We start from the raw sequence: 17,728 nt of genomic DNA on the forward strand, positions 1-17,728 counted from the left end.
CTGCGATGCAGACACCTCGGTGTGTCAGTTGGACCGAGGTGTCTGCATCGCAGGCAAGCCAGCTCCCACATGGGTCCCAGGGTGTTCTTTAGAGCGGTGGCTTGGCTCTTCTGGCCTTGAAGAACTCACTGAGCACAGCCCCACACTCCTGCGCCAACACCCCGCCTTCATACAGCACCCGATGATTCAAAAAGCCCTGGGTAAAAAACTGCCCCTGGCTTTGCACAATCCCCGCCTTCGGTTCCAGCGCGCCATACACCACCCGCGCAACCCGCGAATGCACGATCACGCCCGCGCACATGCTGCAGGGTTCCAGGGTTACATACAGCGTGCTACCCACCAGCCGATAGTTGCTGATCGCCTGCGCCGCTGCGCGGATGGCGACCATCTCGGCATGGGCGCTGGGGTCGTTGCTGCTGATCGGGCAATTGAACCCACGACCGATGATTTCACCGTCCTGCACCAGCACCGCGCCCACGGGCACTTCGCCCAGGGCTGCGCCTTGTGCGGCGAGGGCCAGGGCTTCGCGCATGAAATCCTGGTCGCGGCTGCGATCAATAATCGCGGCGGGGCGAATCTGGCGCATCACGCCACCTCGATGGCGGCCATCAGGCCGGTTTCCATGTGGTCGATCACATGGCAATGGAACATCCACACCCCCGGGTTATCCGCCACCAACGCCACGCGGGCGCGTTCGTTTTTGCCGAGCAGGTAGGTGTCGGTGAAATACGGGATCACCTTGTGGCGGTTCGAGGCGATCACCTTGAAGCTCATGCCGTGCAAGTGGATCGGGTGCTGGTATTGGGTCATGTTTTTCAATTCGAAAATGTAGCTCTTGCCCTTCTCAAGCTTGGCGATCGGGCGGTCGGCGCAGGTCTTGTCGGTGATGTCCCAGGCCTTGCCGTTGATCTGCCACAGGCTGGGCGGCTTGCCGTCATCGACAGACACGGAGCCGACCCATTCGAAATTGAAGTTGAGTTTCTCGGCATTGGCCAGGTCCGGTTCGGCAATCGGGTTGGCGGGCAGCGCCGGCGGCCATTCGCTGGGTGCGTCGCTGTTGGCCACCGAGCGGAAGGTACCCAGGCGCACCGGGCCGTTGCGGATCGACAGTTCTTCACCGGCGGGCGGCGCCTTGATCGCCAGGCAAATGCGCATGCCCGGGCCCAGCCAGTATTCCTTGCCCAACGGGCGCGGCTCGATGGGGTTGCCGTCCAGCGCGTAGATCTGCGCTTCGACGTCGGGGATATTGATGCGATAAGTCAGGGTGTTATCGAGGTTGAGCAAGCGCACGCGGGTGATCTGCCCGGCCGGTAAATCGACCACCGCCTGGGGCACGCCATTGATCGTCGACAGTCGCCCGGCCGTACCGCCACGCGCCGCTTCACGGGGGATGCTGAAGGCCACGAACGCGCCCTCCTCGTCCACGTGCCAGCTTTTCAGGCTGAGGGTGCGTTCATGTTTGAAACCGGTGGGCTCGCGCTCTTCGATGATCAGCGGGCCGACGAGGCCCCGGCCAAGTTCTTCGCTGCTGTTCACATGGGGGTGATACCAGTAGCTGCCGGCGTCGGGCACGCGGAATTTGTAGTCGAAATATTCACCGGGCAATACCGGCAGTTGCGAGACGTAAGGCACGCCGTCCATTTCCAGCGGCAGGCGGATGCCATGCCAGTGGATGGTGGTAGCGACTGGCAGGTGGTTGATGAAGCGCACCCGCAGCCACTCGCCCTGACGCACGCGCAGCTCGGTGCCCGGTGCGGAAGGGCCGAATGCCCAGGCTTCGGTTTTGTGGCCCGGCACCAGTTCGACGTCCAGCGGGGCAGCAATCAGTTGGTAATCGTGCCCGGCCTCGGACTCGGCGACTTTTCCCAGCCAGTAGCGATAGGCGCCACCGGCACCGACGCCCACAACGGCAAGGCCTGCGAGGCCACCCAGGATTTGTCGACGGGAAAAGGATCGGGACACAACAACCTCACGTATCTGCGGCAGGCCAGGGGCCTGCAAAGGGCAGATACGATACACCTGCGTCGGCTAAACAGTAAGGCTTCGCATTGCCGCAGGCCAAATTCACTGCAGGCTAATGTGGGAGCTGGCTTGCCTGCGATGGCGGTAGGCCAGCTAATACCCGTGCTTGCTGATCCACCGCTATCGCAGGCAAGCCAGCTCCCACATTTTGTGATCTTGAGGGTGTTTGAGACTGTGTGGGATTAGGCTTTGGCAGCCGCCAGGATCAGCGCTTTCATCTCGGCCACGGCGCCCTTGAAACCGACGAACAGCGCATGGGCCACCAGCGCGTGGCCGATGTTCAGCTCGTTGATGCCCTTGATCGCGGCCACGGCTTCGACGTTGTGGTAGTGCAAGCCGTGTCCGGCGTTGACGATCAGGCCTTCTTTGAGACCGCAGCTCACGCCATCAATGATGCGTTGCAGCTCATCGGCGATTTCAGTCGGCGTAGTAGCATCGGCGTAACGGCCGGTGTGCAGTTCAATCGCTGGTGCGCCGACGCGGCGCGAGGCTTCGATCTGGCGCTCGTCGGCGTCGATGAACAGCGAGACTTCGCTGCCGATCTGCGACAGGCGCTCAACCGCAGCCTTGATTCGCGCTTCCTGGCCGGCTACGTCGAGGCCGCCTTCGGTGGTCAGTTCCTGGCGGGTTTCCGGCACCAGGCAGATGTGCGCCGGGCGGATGCGCTCGGCGAACTGCATCATTTCCTCGGTGACGCCCATCTCGAAGTTCATGCGGGTTTGCAGCACGTCCTTGAGCACCAGCACGTCGCGCTCCTGGATGTGGCGGCGGTCTTCGCGCAGGTGCACGGTGATGCCGTCAGCGCCTGATTCTTCGGCGTCCAGCGCAGCCTTGACCGGGTCCGGGTAACGGGTGCCCCGGGCCTGACGCAGGGTAGCGACGTGGTCGATGTTGACGCCAAGAAGAATGCGATTGCTGGTGGTCACGGAAGCGCTCCTGAAAAGGGAAAGAAACGGTGCACAGCATACACGGGGATGTCAGGGCTTTCGAAACAACTCGCGACTGACCAGCGGCCGGCCGCCCAAGTGCACGGCCAGTGCCTGGCGCATCAGGCGCTTGGCGGCAGACAAGGCGCCGGGCGCCGTCCAGTCGGCTTCGCTCATGGCCAAAAGCTCAGTGCCCTGGAACAGGCCGGGTTGCAGCAGGTACACGCGCTCAAGGCCAGCGTCGACTTGCAGGCGGTACATGCCGTCGGCGGCGACGGGTTCGCCGTGCAGGTCGTTGGTGAGTTCAAAGCCGTAACCCAGGTCGTCGAGCAGACGCCATTCGAAGGCGCGCAACAACGGCTCCAGTGGGCGGCCTTCGGCCAGGGCAAGCAAGGTGGCGGCGTAGTGATCGAAGACGCCGGGGTGAGGGTCTTCGGCTGGCAGCAGGCGAATCAGCAGCTCATTGAGGTAAAGGCCACTGAACAGGGCTTCGCCGTTCAGCCAGGGGGATATGCCCACGCTTTCCAGACGACCGACGTTTTTCAGCTCGCCCTTGCCCCGAAACTCCACGTCCAGCGCCACGAACGGCCGGGCCTGCGTACCGGCCTTGCCGCGTGCACTGCGCAAGACTGCGCGCAGGCGGCCCTGAGGCGTGAGGAAGTCCACCAGGGCGCTGGTCTCGCGGTAGGCGCGGCTGTGCAGGACGTAGGCGAGTTGGCTGGTGGGTTGGGACATGGGCTCTCACTGATGGAATGCATTTTTGACAACGATACAAACCCAATGTGGGAGCGGGCTTGCTCGCGAAAGCGGTGGATCAGTCACTGATATGTCGACTGATATACCGCATTCGCGAGCAAGCCCGCTCCCACATGTTGTCCTGCGATGTTTTCAGGACCGCTTACAAGTCGCCGTAGCCCAGGGAGCGCAACGCGCGCTCATCATCAGACCAACCACCCTTCACCTTCACCCACAGGTTGAGCATGATCTTGGAATCAAACAGCACTTCCATGTCCTTGCGCGCTTCGGTGCCGATGCGCTTGATGCGCTCGCCCTTGTCGCCAATGATGATTTTCTTCTGGCCGTCACGTTCGACGAGGATCAGCGCGTGGATATGCAGGGTTTTGCCCTGCTGCTTGAACTCTTCGATTTCAACCGTGATCTGGTACGGCAGCTCGGCACCCATCTGGCGCATGATTTTCTCACGCACCAGTTCGGCGGCGAGGAAGCGGCTGCTGCGGTCGGTGATCTGGTCTTCCGGGAAGAAGTGCTCGTTCTCCGGCAGGTGGCCGGCGATCACGCGTTCCAGGGCTTCAAGGTTATGCCCGTGCTGAGCCGAGATCGGCATGATCTGGGCGTTTGGCAGTTGTTCCTGCAGCCAGCTCAGGTGCGGCATCAGCTCGGCCTTGTCTTCGATGCGGTCGGTCTTGTTCAGCGCGACGATCAACGGGCCGGTGACGTACTGCACGCGCTCGAGGACCATCTGGTCTTCGTCGGTCCACTTGGTGCGGTCAACCACGAAGATCACCACGTCGACGTCTTTCAACGCCGCCGAAGCGGTCTTGTTCATGTAACGGTTGAGGGCTTTCTCACCGCCTTTGTGCATGCCCGGAGTGTCGACGTAGACCGCTTGCACGGTGCCTTCGGTCTTGATGCCCAGCATGTTGTGGCGGGTGGTCTGCGGCTTGCGCGAGGTGATCGCGAGCTTCTGGCCGAGGATGTGGTTCAGCAGCGTGGACTTGCCCACGTTCGGGCGGCCGACGATGGCAACATAGCCACAGCGTGTTGCGGTTGAATCAGTCATGGCCATTCTCCACGCCCAGGGCAATCAGTGCTGCAGCGGCCGCTACCTGTTCGGCAATACGACGGCTCACACCCTGACCTCGGCTTTTTTCATTCAATAAGGTGATTTCACATTCCACGAAGAACACGCGGCAATGCGGCTCGCCCTGGATATCCACCACTTCGTAACGTGGCAGTTCGCAACCACGGGACTGCAGGTACTCCTGCAGGCGGGTCTTGGGATCTTTGTTGGTGTCGACCAGCGTCAGGCTTTCGATCTCCGAAGCCAGCCAGGCGACCACGCGCTCCTTGGCCATCTCCATACCTGCATCGAGGTAGATCGCACCGATCAATGCTTCCAGCGCATCGGCCAGGATCGATTCGCGACGAAACCCACCGCTTTTCAATTCACCGGAACCCAACCGCAGGTACTCGCCCAGGCCGAAGCCGCGGGCCAGCACGGCCAGGGTCTCGCCTTTGACAAGGCGCGCACGCAGGCGTGACAGCTGGCCTTCGCGCGCTTGAGGGAAACGCTCAAAGAGCGCTTCACCGGCGGCGAAGTTAAGGATGGCATCACCGAGAAATTCCAGGCGTTCGTTGTTACGCCCTGCAAAGCTGCGGTGTGTGAGGGCAAGGACCATCAATTCCTGGTCCTTGAAGGTGTAGCCGAGCTGGCGCTCGAGACGGCTTAGAGAAACGCTCACGGTTTACCCATATCTGTGTGGTGGCACCGGCGGCCATCGACGATTGACGCAGTGTTCAAATTCAAATCCTATTGGTACAGCAAGGGGCCGGGCCAATGATTGTCCCAACCCCAGAAAAGCATTCGGCGCTGTGTTCACAGCGCCGCCTGTATTACTTGATCAGCCCGACCCGCGAGAAGTTCGGCAGGTGGCTGAGTTTGGGTTCCGGCCAACTCATCCAGACTGCAAAGGCCTTGCCGACAATGTTCTCGTCGGGAACCATGCCCAGCAGGTCCTTGGGAATGTTGGGATCATCCCAGTAACGGCTGTCGTTGGAGTTGTCGCGGTTGTCGCCCATCATGAAGTAGTGCCCGGCAGGCACTTTCCATTCGCCATCAGGCATTGCACGGTAGCGGCTCATTTCCTTGCGGATCTGGTGCTCGACCGTGCCGAGTTTTTCCTGATACAGCTCGGCGCTGCCTAGGGTGTTCGGCTCGGTACCCAGCAGTTTCTCGGCCACCGACTCACCGTTGACGAACAGACGCTTGTCGCTGGTGTAGCGAATCACGTCGCCCGGCAGGCCGACTACACGCTTGATGTAGTTGACGGTCGGGTCGCTCGGGTAGCGGAACACCATCACGTCGCCGCGCTGCGGGTCACCGATCGGGATGACTTTCTTGTCGATCACCGGCAGGCGAATCCCGTAGGAAAACTTGTTCACCAGGATGAAGTCGCCCACGTCCAGGGTAGGTTTCATCGAGCCCGAAGGGATCTGAAACGGCTCCACCAGGAACGAACGCAGCACCAGCACGATGAACAACACCGGGAAGAACGATTTGCCGTATTCAACCAGCAACGGCTCTTTGTTCAGCTTCTCGACTACCACCGCATCGGGCTGGCTGACGCTGCCCTGATAGGAGGCGATAGCCGCACGCCGACGCGGGGCGAAGAACACCAGATCGAGCAACGCCAGGAGGCCGCAAACGGCGACAGCGATAACCAGCAACAGCGGGAAATTTAGCGACATAGGACCTAACTATCCAACCTGAGCACCGCAAGGAAGGCTTCTTGTGGAATTTCCACGTTGCCCACTTGCTTCATGCGTTTTTTACCGGCCTTTTGCTTCTCAAGCAGCTTGCGCTTACGGCTTACGTCACCGCCGTAGCATTTGGCCAGTACGTTCTTTCTGAGTGCCTTGACGGAGGTCCGTGCAATGATCTGCCCGCCAATGGCGGCCTGGATCGCGACGTCGAACATCTGGCGCGGAATCAGTTCTTTCATCTTTTCGGTCAACTGCCGACCTTTGTAGTGCGCGTTGTCCTTGTGCACGATCAGTGCCAGTGCATCTACCTTGTCGCCGTTGATCAGCACATCCAGTTTGACCAGATTAGCCGACTGGTAACGATCGAAATGGTAATCCAGCGAAGCATAGCCGCGACTGGTGGATTTGAGACGGTCGAAGAAGTCCAGGACCACTTCGTTCATCGGCAAATCGTAGGTCACTTGCACCTGGGTACCGAGGAACAACATGTCGTGCTGCACGCCACGTTTTTCGATACACAGGGTAATCACGTTGCCCAAGTGCTCTTGCGGTACCAGGATATTGGCCCGCACGATTGGCTCGCGCATGTCTTCGATGGAAGACAGATCCGGAAGCTTGGACGGGTTATCGACGTAAATCGTTTCACCGGTTTTCAGCAACAGTTCAAAAATAACGGTCGGCGCGGTGGTGATCAGGTCCAGGTCGTATTCGCGCTCAAGGCGCTCCTGGATGATCTCCATGTGCAGCATGCCGAGGAAGCCGCAACGGAAGCCGAAGCCCAGTGCGTCGGAGCTTTCCGGGGTGTACTGCAACGACGAATCGTTGAGGGTCAGCTTTTGCAGGGCTTCGCGGAAATCCTCGAAGTCGTCGGAGCTGACCGGGAACAGGCCGGCGTAGACCTGCGGCTGGATGCGTTTGAAGCCCGGCAGCACGTCAACGTCAGGGGTGGAGCTCAAGGTCAGGGTGTCACCGACCGGTGCACCGTGAATGTCCTTGATGCCGGCGATGATGAAGCCTACTTCACCGGCTTTCAGGTCAACGGTGGCCGTGTGCTTGGGGTTGAATACACCGACGCTGTCCACCAAGTGGATCTTGCCGGTGGATTTGACCAGGATCTTGTCGCCCTTCTTCACACGGCCATGGCGTACACGTACCAGGGAAACAACGCCCAGGTAGTTGTCGAACCAGGAGTCGATGATCAACGCTTGCAGCGGATCTTCGTAGTTACCGGTGGGTGCAGGGATGGTTTTGACCAGGCGCTCGAGCACCTCATCAACGCCCAGGCCAGTCTTGGCGCTGCACTCGACGGCGTCGGTGGCGTCAATGCCGATGATTTTTTCGATCTCTTCCTTGACGCGGTCCGGGTCGGCCTGCGGCAAGTCGATCTTGTTCAGAACCGGCATGACCTCAAGGCCCTGCTCGATCGCGGTATAGCAGTTGGCGACGGACTGGGCTTCAACGCCCTGCCCCGCGTCCACCACCAGCAACGCACCTTCACACGCGGCCAGCGAGCGGCTGACTTCGTAGGTGAAGTCAACGTGGCCGGGGGTGTCAATGAAGTTCAGCTGGTACTTGATACCGTCTTTTGCGGTGTAGTACAGGGTAACGCTGTGGGCCTTGATGGTGATGCCGCGCTCGCGCTCGAGGTCCATGGAATCCAGTACCTGAGCTTCCATTTCACGCTCGGCAAGGCCACCGCACATCTGGATAAATCGATCGGCCAGCGTCGACTTGCCATGGTCAATGTGGGCGATGATGGAGAAATTGCGGATATGACTCAAATCACTCACGGATCAACACTCAAAAAGGCTGCAGGCAGATTGCCCGCTGAAAAATAGCCGGGAATTGTACCTGATGCTCAGGCCGGACGTCATCTTTGCTGACCAGAACAAAAATGCCCCGATCTCTCGACCGGGGCATTTTTTGTCTATAAGCGCAGCATCAGCCGGCTCGGCGCAACAGCCAGAAGCCCGCCAGGGCGCAGATGGCGGTAGGCACCAGCACCGCGAACAGCGGTGAGAACCCAAACACAAGGCTCGACGGGCCGAGCAAGTCCTGAGCGATGCGGAAGGTGAAGCCCACCAGTACGCCGGTAAACACGCGCTGGCCGAGGGTCACGGAGCGCAGCGGGCCGAAGATGAACGAAATCGCCATCAACACCAGCGCTGCGGTCACCACCGGCTGCAACACCTTGACCCAAAACGCCAGCCAGTAGCGGCCATTATTCAGGCCTTGATCCTTGAGGTAGTGGATGTAGCTCCACAACCCGGAGATCGGCAGGGTTTCCGGGATCATCACCACGGTATTGAGCAATTCCGGCTTCAGGGCGATATCCCATGCCTCGGTCGGCACATTGATCACTTCGGTGTAAGCCTTGGTGCCCTGGCCCACGTTGCGGAAGTAGGTCGTGGTGACGTCGCTCAGTTCCCACTTCTCGGCAGCGTACTGCGCGCGCTTGGCAAAGCTGGAGGTCAACATGTGACGCTCCTTGTCGAATGTGTAGCGCGTTACACCGATCAACAGGCCGCCCGGTTGCACGGCGTTGATGTGGATGAACTCGTCACCCTGGCGGTGCCACAGGCCGTGCTTGGCGCTTTGTGCGTCGCCCGACCCCTGGGCCAGGGCGCGATTGGCCTGGGCAGTGGCTTCGGCCGGCGGCGCCACGTATTCGCCGATCAGCACGCTGCAGGCCATCAGCAACAGCATCGGCTTCATGACGGCCCAGACAATACGGCCGATGGAGACACCCGCCGCCCGCATGATGGTCAGTTCGCTGCTGCTGGCCAGGCTGCCCAGGCCGATCAGGCAACCGATCAGCGCGGCCATCGGCATCATGTCGTAAAGACGGCGCGGCGCAGTCAGCGCAACAAAACTGAGGACATCGGTGACCGTGTAGGTGTCGGTGACGTTGCCCACTTCATCAATGAAAGCGAACAACGAAGCCAGGCCGAGGATGATGCCCAGCACCGCCAGAATGGCGACCAGTACGCTGCTGCCAATGTAGCGATCGAGCTTAACCACGAGCCAACTCCTTCTGGCCACGACGGCTCTTCATTTTCAAACGTATAGGTTCCCAATAGAGCAGCCCCAGGCCAATCGCCAGGAAAATGCCGTGCACCCACCACAGGCCCAGGGTCGGCGACAGCTTGCCTTTCTCCAGGGAGCCACGGGCGGAAATCAGGATTGTAAGGTAGGCCATGTACAGCAGGATCGCCGGCAGCAGCTTGAGGAAGCGGCCCTGACGCGGGTTTACGCGTGACAGCGGCACTGCCATCAAGGTCACGATAAACACCAGCAACGGCAGGGAAATACGCCACTGCAGCTCGGCTATAGAGCGCAGTTCCTGGCTGCCGAACAACGAGGCCGTCGGCAGCGCGTCGCGGTCGGTGACTTCTTCACTTATTTCGGGCTTGGCCAGCATTACGCCATAAGTGTCGTACTTGATCGCCCGATAATCCGCCAGACCCGGGCTGCCGTCGTAGCGATAGCCGTTTTCCAGGATCAGGTAGCGGCTGCCATCAGGGCGCACTTCCTGGCGACCGCTGTCGGCCACCAGAATCGAAATGCCACGGTCTTTCTGGTTTTCCCCGAGGTTTTTCTGTGAAATGAACACACCGCCGAGGTTGGCGCGATCATCCGTCATGGTTTCGGTATAGGTCACCCGCGTACCGTCGTTCAGCGCTTGAAAGCGCCCAGGCTCAAGGGTGTCGAACTCGGTCATCGCGTCCTGTTTGTTCAGCAACAGCTGAAACTGCATGGCGCCCTGAGGCGCCAGGCTCATGCTCAACCAGGCCACCACCAGCGCAACGCCCGTGGCTGGCACCATGGTCATGGCCAGCAACCGCTGCTGGCTCATCCCGGTAGCGGACAGCACGGTCATTTCACTTTCAAGGTACAACCGGCCATAGGCCAGCAGTATGCCGAGAAACAGACCAAGCGGCAGGATCAGCTGCAGGAAACCCGGCAGGCGAAAGCCCATGATCAGGAACAACGAGCCCGGATCCAGGGCGCCCGAGGCTGCCTGAGCAAGGAATTTGACGAAACGACCACTCATGGTGATGACCAGCAATACCGCACTCACGGCACTCAGGGTCAACAGGACTTCGCGGGACAGATAACGGAAGACGATCAAACCAGACACTCCAGGGTTGTCAGGCTAAGGCGGCCAAACAAGCAAGCATACCGAGTCGACCCGTTTACACGGGCCGGCTAAAAAGATGGCGCATTATCCTGTGATTGACCCTGCCTGTCACGGTGCTTGCTCATACGCGTGCACAAAGCGTGCGGCAAGGGTTGTCAGGCTCCGCTGGCGAGGTTCAAACTGCGGCCTTTGTCGCGGGCGGTTTACAGAGCTGCCTTCGCTTTAAAGCCTGAGTACAGACTCTTGGCTCACAGACCTTTATAAGGGACCCGAAAATGGAATTGGTTGTAAAAAGCGTTAGCCCCGAAACGTTGAAAACCGCCACCCTCGTGGTCGCTGTCGGCGAAGGCCGCAAGCTCGGCGTCGCTGCCAGGCAACTGGATGAACTGAGCGGTGGCGCCATCAGCGCGATCCTCAAGCGCGGCGACCTGTCCGGCAAAGTCGGTCAGAGCCTGCTGCTGCAAAGCCTGCCTAACCTCAAAGCCGACCGCGTACTGCTGGTGGGCGTGGGCAAAGACGCCGAACTGGGCGACCGCCCGTTCCGCAAGATCATCAGCGCCATCCTCAACACCCTCAAGGGCCTGGGCGGCGGCGACGCGGCACTGGCACTGGACGAAATCGTCGTAAAAGGCCGCGACAGCTACGGCAAGACCCGCCTGCTGGCCGAAAGCCTGGTGGACGGCGGTTATGTCTTCGACCAGTTCAAGAGCACCAAAGCCGAACCCCGCGCCCTGAAGAAAATCACCCTGCTGACCATCAAGGCGGCTCAGGCTGAAGTCGAACGTGCCGTGACGCACGCCACGGCAATCGCCAACGGCATGTCGTTTACCCGCGACCTGGGCAACCTGCCACCGAACATCTGCCACCCTACGTACCTGGGCGAGCAAGCCAAGGCGCTGGGCAAAGAGTTCAAGGGCCTGAAAGTTGAAGTGCTGGACGAGAAGAAGATCAAGGAACTGGGCATGGGCTCGTTCTATGCCGTGGGCCAGGGCAGCGACCAGCCGCCACGCCTGATCGTGATGCAATACAACGGTGGCAAAAAGGCTGACAAACCTTACGCCCTGGTCGGCAAAGGCATCACCTTCGACACCGGCGGCATCAGCCTCAAGCCGGGCCTGGGCATGGACGAGATGAAGTACGACATGGGCGGCGCCGCCAGCGTGTTCGGTACCCTGCGTGCCGTGCTGGAACTCAAGCTGCCGATCAACCTGGTGTGCATCCTGGCCTGCGCCGAGAACATGCCGAGCGGCGGCGCGACCCGTCCGGGCGACATCGTCACCACCCTCAGCGGCCAGACCGTTGAAATCCTCAACACCGACGCCGAAGGCCGCCTGGTGCTGTGCGATGCCCTGACCTACGCCGAGCGCTTCAAGCCGCAAGCCGTGATCGACATCGCCACCCTGACCGGTGCCTGCGTGGTTGCCCTGGGTGCCCATACGTCGGGCCTGCTGGGCAACAACGACGAGCTGATCGAACAACTGCTCAGCGCCGGCAAGGCGGCTGACGACCGCGCCTGGCAACTGCCGCTGTTCGACGAGTATCAGGAACAACTGGACAGCCCGTTCGCCGACATCGCCAACATCGGCGGCCCGAAAGCCGGCACCATCACGGCGGCCTGCTTCCTGTCGCGTTTTGCCAAGAACTTCAACTGGGCACACCTGGACATCGCCGGCACCGCCTGGACCAGCGGCGGCAAGGACAAGGGCGCCACTGGCCGTCCGGTGCCCCTGCTGACCCAGTACCTGCTGGACCGCGCCAAAGCCTGAAACTGATGACCCCGGGGCAGCTGTTATACCGCTGCTCCGGGTTCCAGGAACCGCAATGACCCAAGTCGACTTCTATATATTGCCCAGCGCCGACCCGCTCGCGCGCCTGGACTTTGCCTGCAAACTCACCGAAAAAGCCTGGCGCATGGGCCACCGCATTTACCTGCATTGCAGCGATGCCGCCCAACGTGACGAGCTGGATGCCCGCCTGTGGCGCTTCAAGGGCGAAAGTTTTGTGCCCCACGGCCCGGCAGAATCCGAACCCGAAGGCCTGGTAGTGCTGGGTGTCGGCGACAGTTGCGGCGATCACACTGACTTGCTGGTTAACCTGGACCTGAAAGTACCGACCTTCGCCAAGGCGTTTGCCCGCGTGGCGGAAGTGGTAGTGGAAGACCCGGCAATTCGTCAGGCCGCGCGTGAGAGTTTCCGTTTCTACCGCGAACAAGGCTATCCTCTGCAAGATCACCGGCTACAACGACTTTGAGTACACGATGGACACTCCCAACCCGCTGAAAAAAGACGACCACCTGCTGGACGACCTCGAGTCGATCCGTCAGTTGCTCGGTGATGATGACGTGCAACCGCCAATGCTGACCGACACGGTCGACGGCGAGGTACAGATTCCGCTGTTGTTCGACATGGTCGGTGGCAAACCGGCTGCGCCGGCGCCTGTCGCGCCTGCTGTAGAAGCCGCGCCGGTTGCCGCTGAAAAAGCGCCTGACGCGCTGCTGCTGCACCTGGACAACGAACTGCGCGCCGCCGCGCAATTGATCATGCAAGACGTGATCGACGATTTCGCCCCGCATATCGAAACCGAGATCAAGCGTCGGTTGGATGCGCGCATGGAGCGGCTGCTGAGTCAGTACCAATCCTGAGCCTCGCCAAAATCCCCTGTGGGAGCTGGCTTGCCTGCGATAGCGGTGTATCAGTTGCAGAAGATGCTGACTTGAAAACCGCCATCGCAGGCAAGCCAGCTCCCACATAATTTTGCATCAACCTTAAGCCCGTCTTCGCCTCGCCCTGCGCCTTATCCCCCGTTATACTTGCCGGCTTTCCTGAATAAATGCCAACTAGGGTCCCGCCGCGCATGGATAAGACCTACCAGCCGCACGCCATTGAAACTTCCTGGTACAACACCTGGGAATCCGAGAATTACTTCGCCCCACAAGGTGCCGGCGATTCGTACACCATCATGATCCCGCCACCGAACGTCACTGGCAGCCTGCACATGGGCCATGGCTTCAACAATGCGATCATGGATGCGTTGATCCGTTTCCGCCGCATGCAGGGCCGCAACACCCTGTGGCAACCGGGCACCGACCACGCCGGCATCGCCACCCAGATGCTGGTGGAGCGCCAACTGGAAGCCACCGGCCAGAGCCGTCACGACCTGGGTCGGGAGAAATTCCTCGAAAAAATCTGGGAATGGAAAGACCAGTCTGGCGGCAACATCAGCCGTCAGATTCGTCGCCTGGGTTCGTCCGTCGACTGGAGCCGTGAGCGCTTCACCATGGACGACGGCCTGTCCGAAGCCGTGAAAGAAGCCTTTGTGCGCCTGCACGAAGACGGCCTGATCTATCGCGGCAAGCGCCTGGTCAACTGGGACACCAAGTTGCACACGGCGATTTCCGACCTTGAAGTGGAAAACCACGACGAGAAAGGTTTCCTTTGGAACCTCAAGTACCCGCTGGCCGACGGCGCCAAGACCGCTGAAGGCAACGACTACCTGATCGTCGCCACCACCCGCCCGGAAACCATGCTCGGCGATGCCGCCGTGGCCGTGAACCCGGAAGACGAACGCTACAAGGCATTGATCGGCAAATTCGTCGAGCTGCCTTTGGTCGGCCGTCGCATCCCGATTATTGCGGATGACTACTGCGACCCTGAATTCGGCACCGGCTGCGTGAAAATCACCCCGGCTCACGATTTCAACGACTACGAAGTCGGCAAGCGCCACAACCTGCCGCTGCTGAACATCTTCGACAAAAATGCTGCCGTGTTGCCGGCCTGCCAGGTGTTTAACCTGGACGGCACGCTGAACGAGAGCATCGACGGCAAGATTCCGGCTGAATTCGCCGGCCTCGACCGTTTTGAAGCGCGCAAGCAGATCGTTGCCGCCTTCGACGCCGCCGGCCTGCTGGTGAGCGTTGACGACCACGGCCTGAAAGTGCCGAAGGGCGACCGTTCCGGCACCATCATCGAGCCTTGGCTGACCGACCAGTGGTACGTGTCGACCAAGCCTTTGGCCGAGCCTGCGATCGCCGCCGTGGAAGATGGCCGCATCGCGTTCGTGCCCAAGCAGTACGAAAACATGTACTTCTCGTGGATGCGTGACATCCAGGATTGGTGCATCAGCCGTCAGTTGTGGTGGGGCCATCGCATTCCGGCCTGGTACGACGAGTCGGGCAAGGTCTATGTAGGTCGTGACGAAGCCGAAGTGCGTGCCAAGCACAACCTGCCGGCCGACCTGGTTTTGAACCAGGACAACGACGTGCTTGACACCTGGTTCAGCGCCGGGCTGTGGACCTTCTCCACGCTGGGCTGGCCGGAAAAAACCGAGTTTCTCGAAAAATTCCACCCGACCGACGTGCTGGTCACCGGCTTCGACATCATTTTCTTCTGGGTCGCCCGGATGATCATGCTGACCATGCACCTGGTGAAAAACGACGACGGCACCCCGCAAGTGCCGTTCAAGACCGTGTACGTGCACGGTCTGGTGCGTGATGGCCAGGGCCAGAAGATGTCCAAATCCAAGGGCAACGTACTGGACCCATTGGACATCATCGACGGCATCGAACTTGAGGCGCTGGTGCAGAAACGCACCTCGGGCATGATGCAGCCGAAAATGGCCAAGAAGATCGAGAAGCAGACCCGCGACGAGTTCGCCGACGGCATCGCCAGCTATGGCACCGACGCCCTGCGTTTCACCTTCTGCTCGCTGGCGTCTACCGGTCGCGACATCAAGTTCGACATGGGCCGCGTCGAAGGCTATCGCAACTTCTGCAACAAGATCTGGAACGCCGCGCGTTACGTGCTGGATAAGGGCGAGGACTGCGGCCAGAACGGCGAAGCCTACGAGCTGAGCCTGGCCGACCGCTGGATCATCTCGCAGCTGCAGCGCACTGAAGCCGAAGTGACCCGCCAGCTCGACCAGTTCCGTTTCGACCTGGCCGCACAAGCCTTGTACGAGTTCATCTGGAACCAGTATTGCGACTGGTACCTGGAACTGTCCAAGCCCGTGCTGTGGGACGAAAACTCGCCAATCGAACGCCAGCGTGGCACCCGCCGCACACTGGTGCGCGTATTGGAAGTGGCGCTGCGCCTGGCGCACCCGTTCATGCCGTTCATCACCGAAGAAATCTGGCAGCGCCTCGCGCCGCTGGCCGGTATCGAAGGCAAGACCATCATGCTGCAACCTTGGCCGGTGGCCAATGAAGCGCGCATTGATGAGGCCGCTGAAAACGATATCGAATGGCTCAAAACCCTGATGATGGGCACGCGTAACATCCGTGCCGAGATGAACATCGGGCCAGGCAAGCCATTGGCGGTGTTTGTGAAAAACGCCAGTGCTGAAGATCAGCGTCGTCTCACCGAGAACGATGCGCTGCTCAAGAAGCTGGCGAAGCTGGAGTCAATCACCGTATTGGCGGCAGGCGAAGAAGCACCGCTGTCGGCGACCGCACTGGTCGGCGAGATGGAAGTGTTGGTGCCGATGGCTGGCCTGATCGACAAGGGCGCTGAACTGGCCCGTCTCGACAAGGAAATTGCCCGTCTGCAAGGCGAAGTGCAGCGAGTGGGCGGCAAGCTGTCCAACGCGGCGTTCGTCGACAAGGCGCCGGCGGAAGTAATCGACAAGGAACGCGCCAAACTGGCCGAGGCTGAGCAGGCGTTGGGCAAGCTGGCGGAGCAACATGCGCGGATTTCCAGCCTGTAAGGTGCAATCTGTGTAGAAAAGAGACCTTCGGGTCTCTTTTTTTTACCTTGAAAACCCAATCCTTGTGGGAGCTGGCTTGCCTGCGATGGCATCACCCCGGTCTCACTGATAGACCGAGTTGCCTGCATCGCAGGCAAGCCAGCTCCCACATTTAAGCGAGTTGTGCTCAGGATGTGTGACAATGCCCACCACTCTAAGCCAACACCAGAATCAACATGACTGCTCCCAGCACGCCAAAACCTCCGCGCAAGAAGCCTAAATCCGCGACCCCGGCCAAGCCCGTGGCACCTCGCAAAGAGGCCACCCTGCACCCGCGCAACCGTCACACGGGCCGTTACGACTTCCCGGCGCTGATCAAGACCACGCCTGAACTGGCGAAGTTTGTGATCCTCAATCCTTACGGCAAGGAAAGCATCGACTTCGCCAGCCCGGATGCGGTGCGGGTATTCAACCGCGCGTTGCTGAAGGCGTTCTACGGCATTCAGCACTGGGACATCCCGGCAGACTACCTGTGCCCACCAGTGCCAGGGCGTGCCGACTATGTGCACTTCCTCGCCGACCTGCTGGCAAGCGTCAACGACGGCAAGATCCCGCGTGGTTCGATCGTCAAGGTGCTGGACATCGGCATGGGCGCCAATTGCGTCTACCCGCTGATTGGCTACATGGAGTACCGCTGGAACTTCCTGGGCTCGGAGGTCGACCCTATCGCCGTGGCAGCCGCCAAGGCCATCGTGCAGTCCAATGACCTGAGCAAGGTTATCCAACTGCGTTTGCAAGCCAACCCCAAGCACATCCTGCTGGGCCTGCTGGAGCCGGGTGAGCGTTTTGACCTGACCATGTGCAACCCGCCGTTCCACGCTTCCATGGACGAGGCGACCAAGGGCAGCGAACGCAAGTGGCGCGCCCTCGGCAGAGCCGACCCCAAGCGCAAGTTGCCGGTGCTGAACTTCGGTGGCCAGTCGGCCGAGCTGTGGTGTGAAGGCGGCGAAGCGCGCTTTGTGACGCAGTTGATCGCCGAGAGCGCGAATTTTGCGCACAAGGTGTTGTGGTTCAGCACCCTGGTGTCCAAAGCGTCGAACTTGCCCGCGATTGAGACGGCCCTGAAAAAAGCCGGCGTGCTGGAAAGCCAGGTGGTAGAAATGTCTCAGGGGCAAAAGCAAAGCCGCTTCGTGGCCTGGACGTTCCAGACCAAGAACGAACAGCAGCTCTGGCGCCAACGCTGGGTGCGCGACTAAACCCAACTACTGTTGCGAGGCAGCTTGCTCCCTCGCAACAGGCAACAAAAAACCGTGCCCGGATCGCTCCGGGGCACGGTTTTTTTTGCTGCGTCTTACTTGTTAACAGCGTCGGTCAGGCCTTTGGCCACAACCAGCTTGATAACTTTCTTGGCAGCGATTTCGATGGCAGCGCCAGTCGAATGGTTACGGCCAGTACG

16 protein-coding genes are annotated in these 17,728 nt (G+C 60.4%); 5 read left to right on the forward strand and 11 right to left on the reverse strand.

Features of this window, described 5'->3' with window-relative positions:
- Window positions 1-88: 88 nt before the first annotated feature.
- The 10 genes from tadA to lptF all read right to left on the reverse strand — a co-directional run bounded on the left by tadA (window position 89) and on the right by lptF (window position 10,584).
- Window positions 89-586, reverse strand: coding sequence for a tRNA adenosine(34) deaminase TadA (gene tadA, locus ACP7A2_RS26305; RefSeq protein ID WP_426136712.1), 498 nt, complete (start codon window positions 584-586; stop codon window positions 89-91).
- Window positions 586-1,962, reverse strand: a complete 1,377-nt coding sequence (locus ACP7A2_RS26310) for a multicopper oxidase family protein (protein ID WP_426136713.1) — start codon at window positions 1,960-1,962, stop codon at window positions 586-588. Before ACP7A2_RS26310 ends, tadA begins: the two co-directional genes overlap by 1 nt.
- Before the next feature lie 242 nt (window positions 1,963-2,204).
- Window positions 2,205-2,948 carry a pyridoxine 5'-phosphate synthase gene (gene pdxJ / locus ACP7A2_RS26315; RefSeq protein ID WP_426136714.1) on the reverse strand — a complete coding sequence of 248 codons (744 nt, stop codon included), beginning with the start codon at window positions 2,946-2,948 and terminating at the stop codon, window positions 2,205-2,207.
- A gap of 51 nt (window positions 2,949-2,999) precedes the next feature.
- A complete protein-coding gene (recO, locus tag ACP7A2_RS26320; RefSeq protein WP_375069822.1) occupies window positions 3,000-3,683 on the reverse strand; it encodes a DNA repair protein RecO in 684 nt (227 codons plus the stop codon).
- 163 nt (window positions 3,684-3,846) lie between these two features.
- Complete coding sequence (era, locus tag ACP7A2_RS26325; protein WP_375069824.1) at window positions 3,847-4,749, reverse strand: GTPase Era; 903 nt, start codon at window positions 4,747-4,749, stop codon at window positions 3,847-3,849.
- The gene (rnc, locus tag ACP7A2_RS26330; RefSeq protein ID WP_076951328.1) at window positions 4,742-5,431 is read right to left on the reverse strand and encodes a ribonuclease III; all 690 of its coding nucleotides are present in this window, start codon (window positions 5,429-5,431) and stop codon (window positions 4,742-4,744) included. Before rnc ends, era begins: the two co-directional genes overlap by 8 nt.
- A gap of 151 nt (window positions 5,432-5,582) precedes the next feature.
- Window positions 5,583-6,437, reverse strand: coding sequence for a signal peptidase I (lepB, locus tag ACP7A2_RS26335; protein ID WP_375069826.1), 855 nt, complete (start codon window positions 6,435-6,437; stop codon window positions 5,583-5,585).
- 5 nt (window positions 6,438-6,442) lie between these two features.
- Window positions 6,443-8,242 (reverse strand): translation elongation factor 4, encoded by a 1,800-nt coding sequence (lepA, locus tag ACP7A2_RS26340; protein ID WP_049709830.1) that lies wholly within the window; start codon window positions 8,240-8,242, stop codon window positions 6,443-6,445.
- Window positions 8,243-8,393: 151 nt separating this feature from the next.
- Complete coding sequence (gene lptG / locus ACP7A2_RS26345; RefSeq protein WP_426136715.1) at window positions 8,394-9,473, reverse strand: LPS export ABC transporter permease LptG; 1,080 nt, start codon at window positions 9,471-9,473, stop codon at window positions 8,394-8,396.
- The gene (gene lptF / locus ACP7A2_RS26350) at window positions 9,466-10,584 is read right to left on the reverse strand and encodes an LPS export ABC transporter permease LptF (RefSeq protein ID WP_426136716.1); all 1,119 of its coding nucleotides are present in this window, start codon (window positions 10,582-10,584) and stop codon (window positions 9,466-9,468) included. The genes lptG and lptF overlap by 8 nt, the downstream gene beginning before the upstream one ends.
- A 284-nt stretch (window positions 10,585-10,868) precedes the next feature.
- On the opposite strand from lptF, the gene ACP7A2_RS26355 reads away from it, so the two are divergent.
- From ACP7A2_RS26355 to rlmF, 5 genes are all read left to right on the forward strand, one after another.
- On the forward strand, window positions 10,869-12,359 hold the full coding sequence (locus tag ACP7A2_RS26355; protein WP_426136717.1) for a leucyl aminopeptidase: 1,491 nt from the start codon (window positions 10,869-10,871) through the stop codon (window positions 12,357-12,359).
- Between the two features lie 55 nt (window positions 12,360-12,414).
- Window positions 12,415-12,843, forward strand: coding sequence for a DNA polymerase III subunit chi (locus tag ACP7A2_RS26360; protein ID WP_426136718.1), 429 nt, complete (start codon window positions 12,415-12,417; stop codon window positions 12,841-12,843).
- Window positions 12,844-12,850: 7 nt separating this feature from the next.
- Entirely contained in the window at window positions 12,851-13,234 is a 384-nt protein-coding gene (locus ACP7A2_RS26365) for a DNA polymerase III subunit chi (protein WP_426136720.1), read from the forward strand.
- A 212-nt stretch (window positions 13,235-13,446) separates the two neighbouring features.
- Window positions 13,447-16,293, forward strand: a complete 2,847-nt coding sequence (locus tag ACP7A2_RS26370) for a valine--tRNA ligase (protein WP_426136722.1) — start codon at window positions 13,447-13,449, stop codon at window positions 16,291-16,293.
- A gap of 215 nt (window positions 16,294-16,508) precedes the next feature.
- The gene (gene rlmF / locus ACP7A2_RS26375; RefSeq protein WP_426136723.1) at window positions 16,509-17,528 is read left to right on the forward strand and encodes a 23S rRNA (adenine(1618)-N(6))-methyltransferase RlmF; all 1,020 of its coding nucleotides are present in this window, start codon (window positions 16,509-16,511) and stop codon (window positions 17,526-17,528) included.
- A 95-nt stretch (window positions 17,529-17,623) separates the two neighbouring features.
- On the opposite strand, the gene ACP7A2_RS26380 is transcribed toward rlmF, so the two are convergent.
- The coding region (locus tag ACP7A2_RS26380) for an HU family DNA-binding protein (protein ID WP_426136724.1) at window positions 17,624-17,728 on the reverse strand (105 nt) is incomplete at its 5' end.

The sequence above is a fragment of the Pseudomonas sp. PWP3-1b2 genome, assembly GCF_049896045.1.
Lineage (GTDB): Bacteria > Pseudomonadota > Gammaproteobacteria > Pseudomonadales > Pseudomonadaceae > Aquipseudomonas > Aquipseudomonas antarctica_B.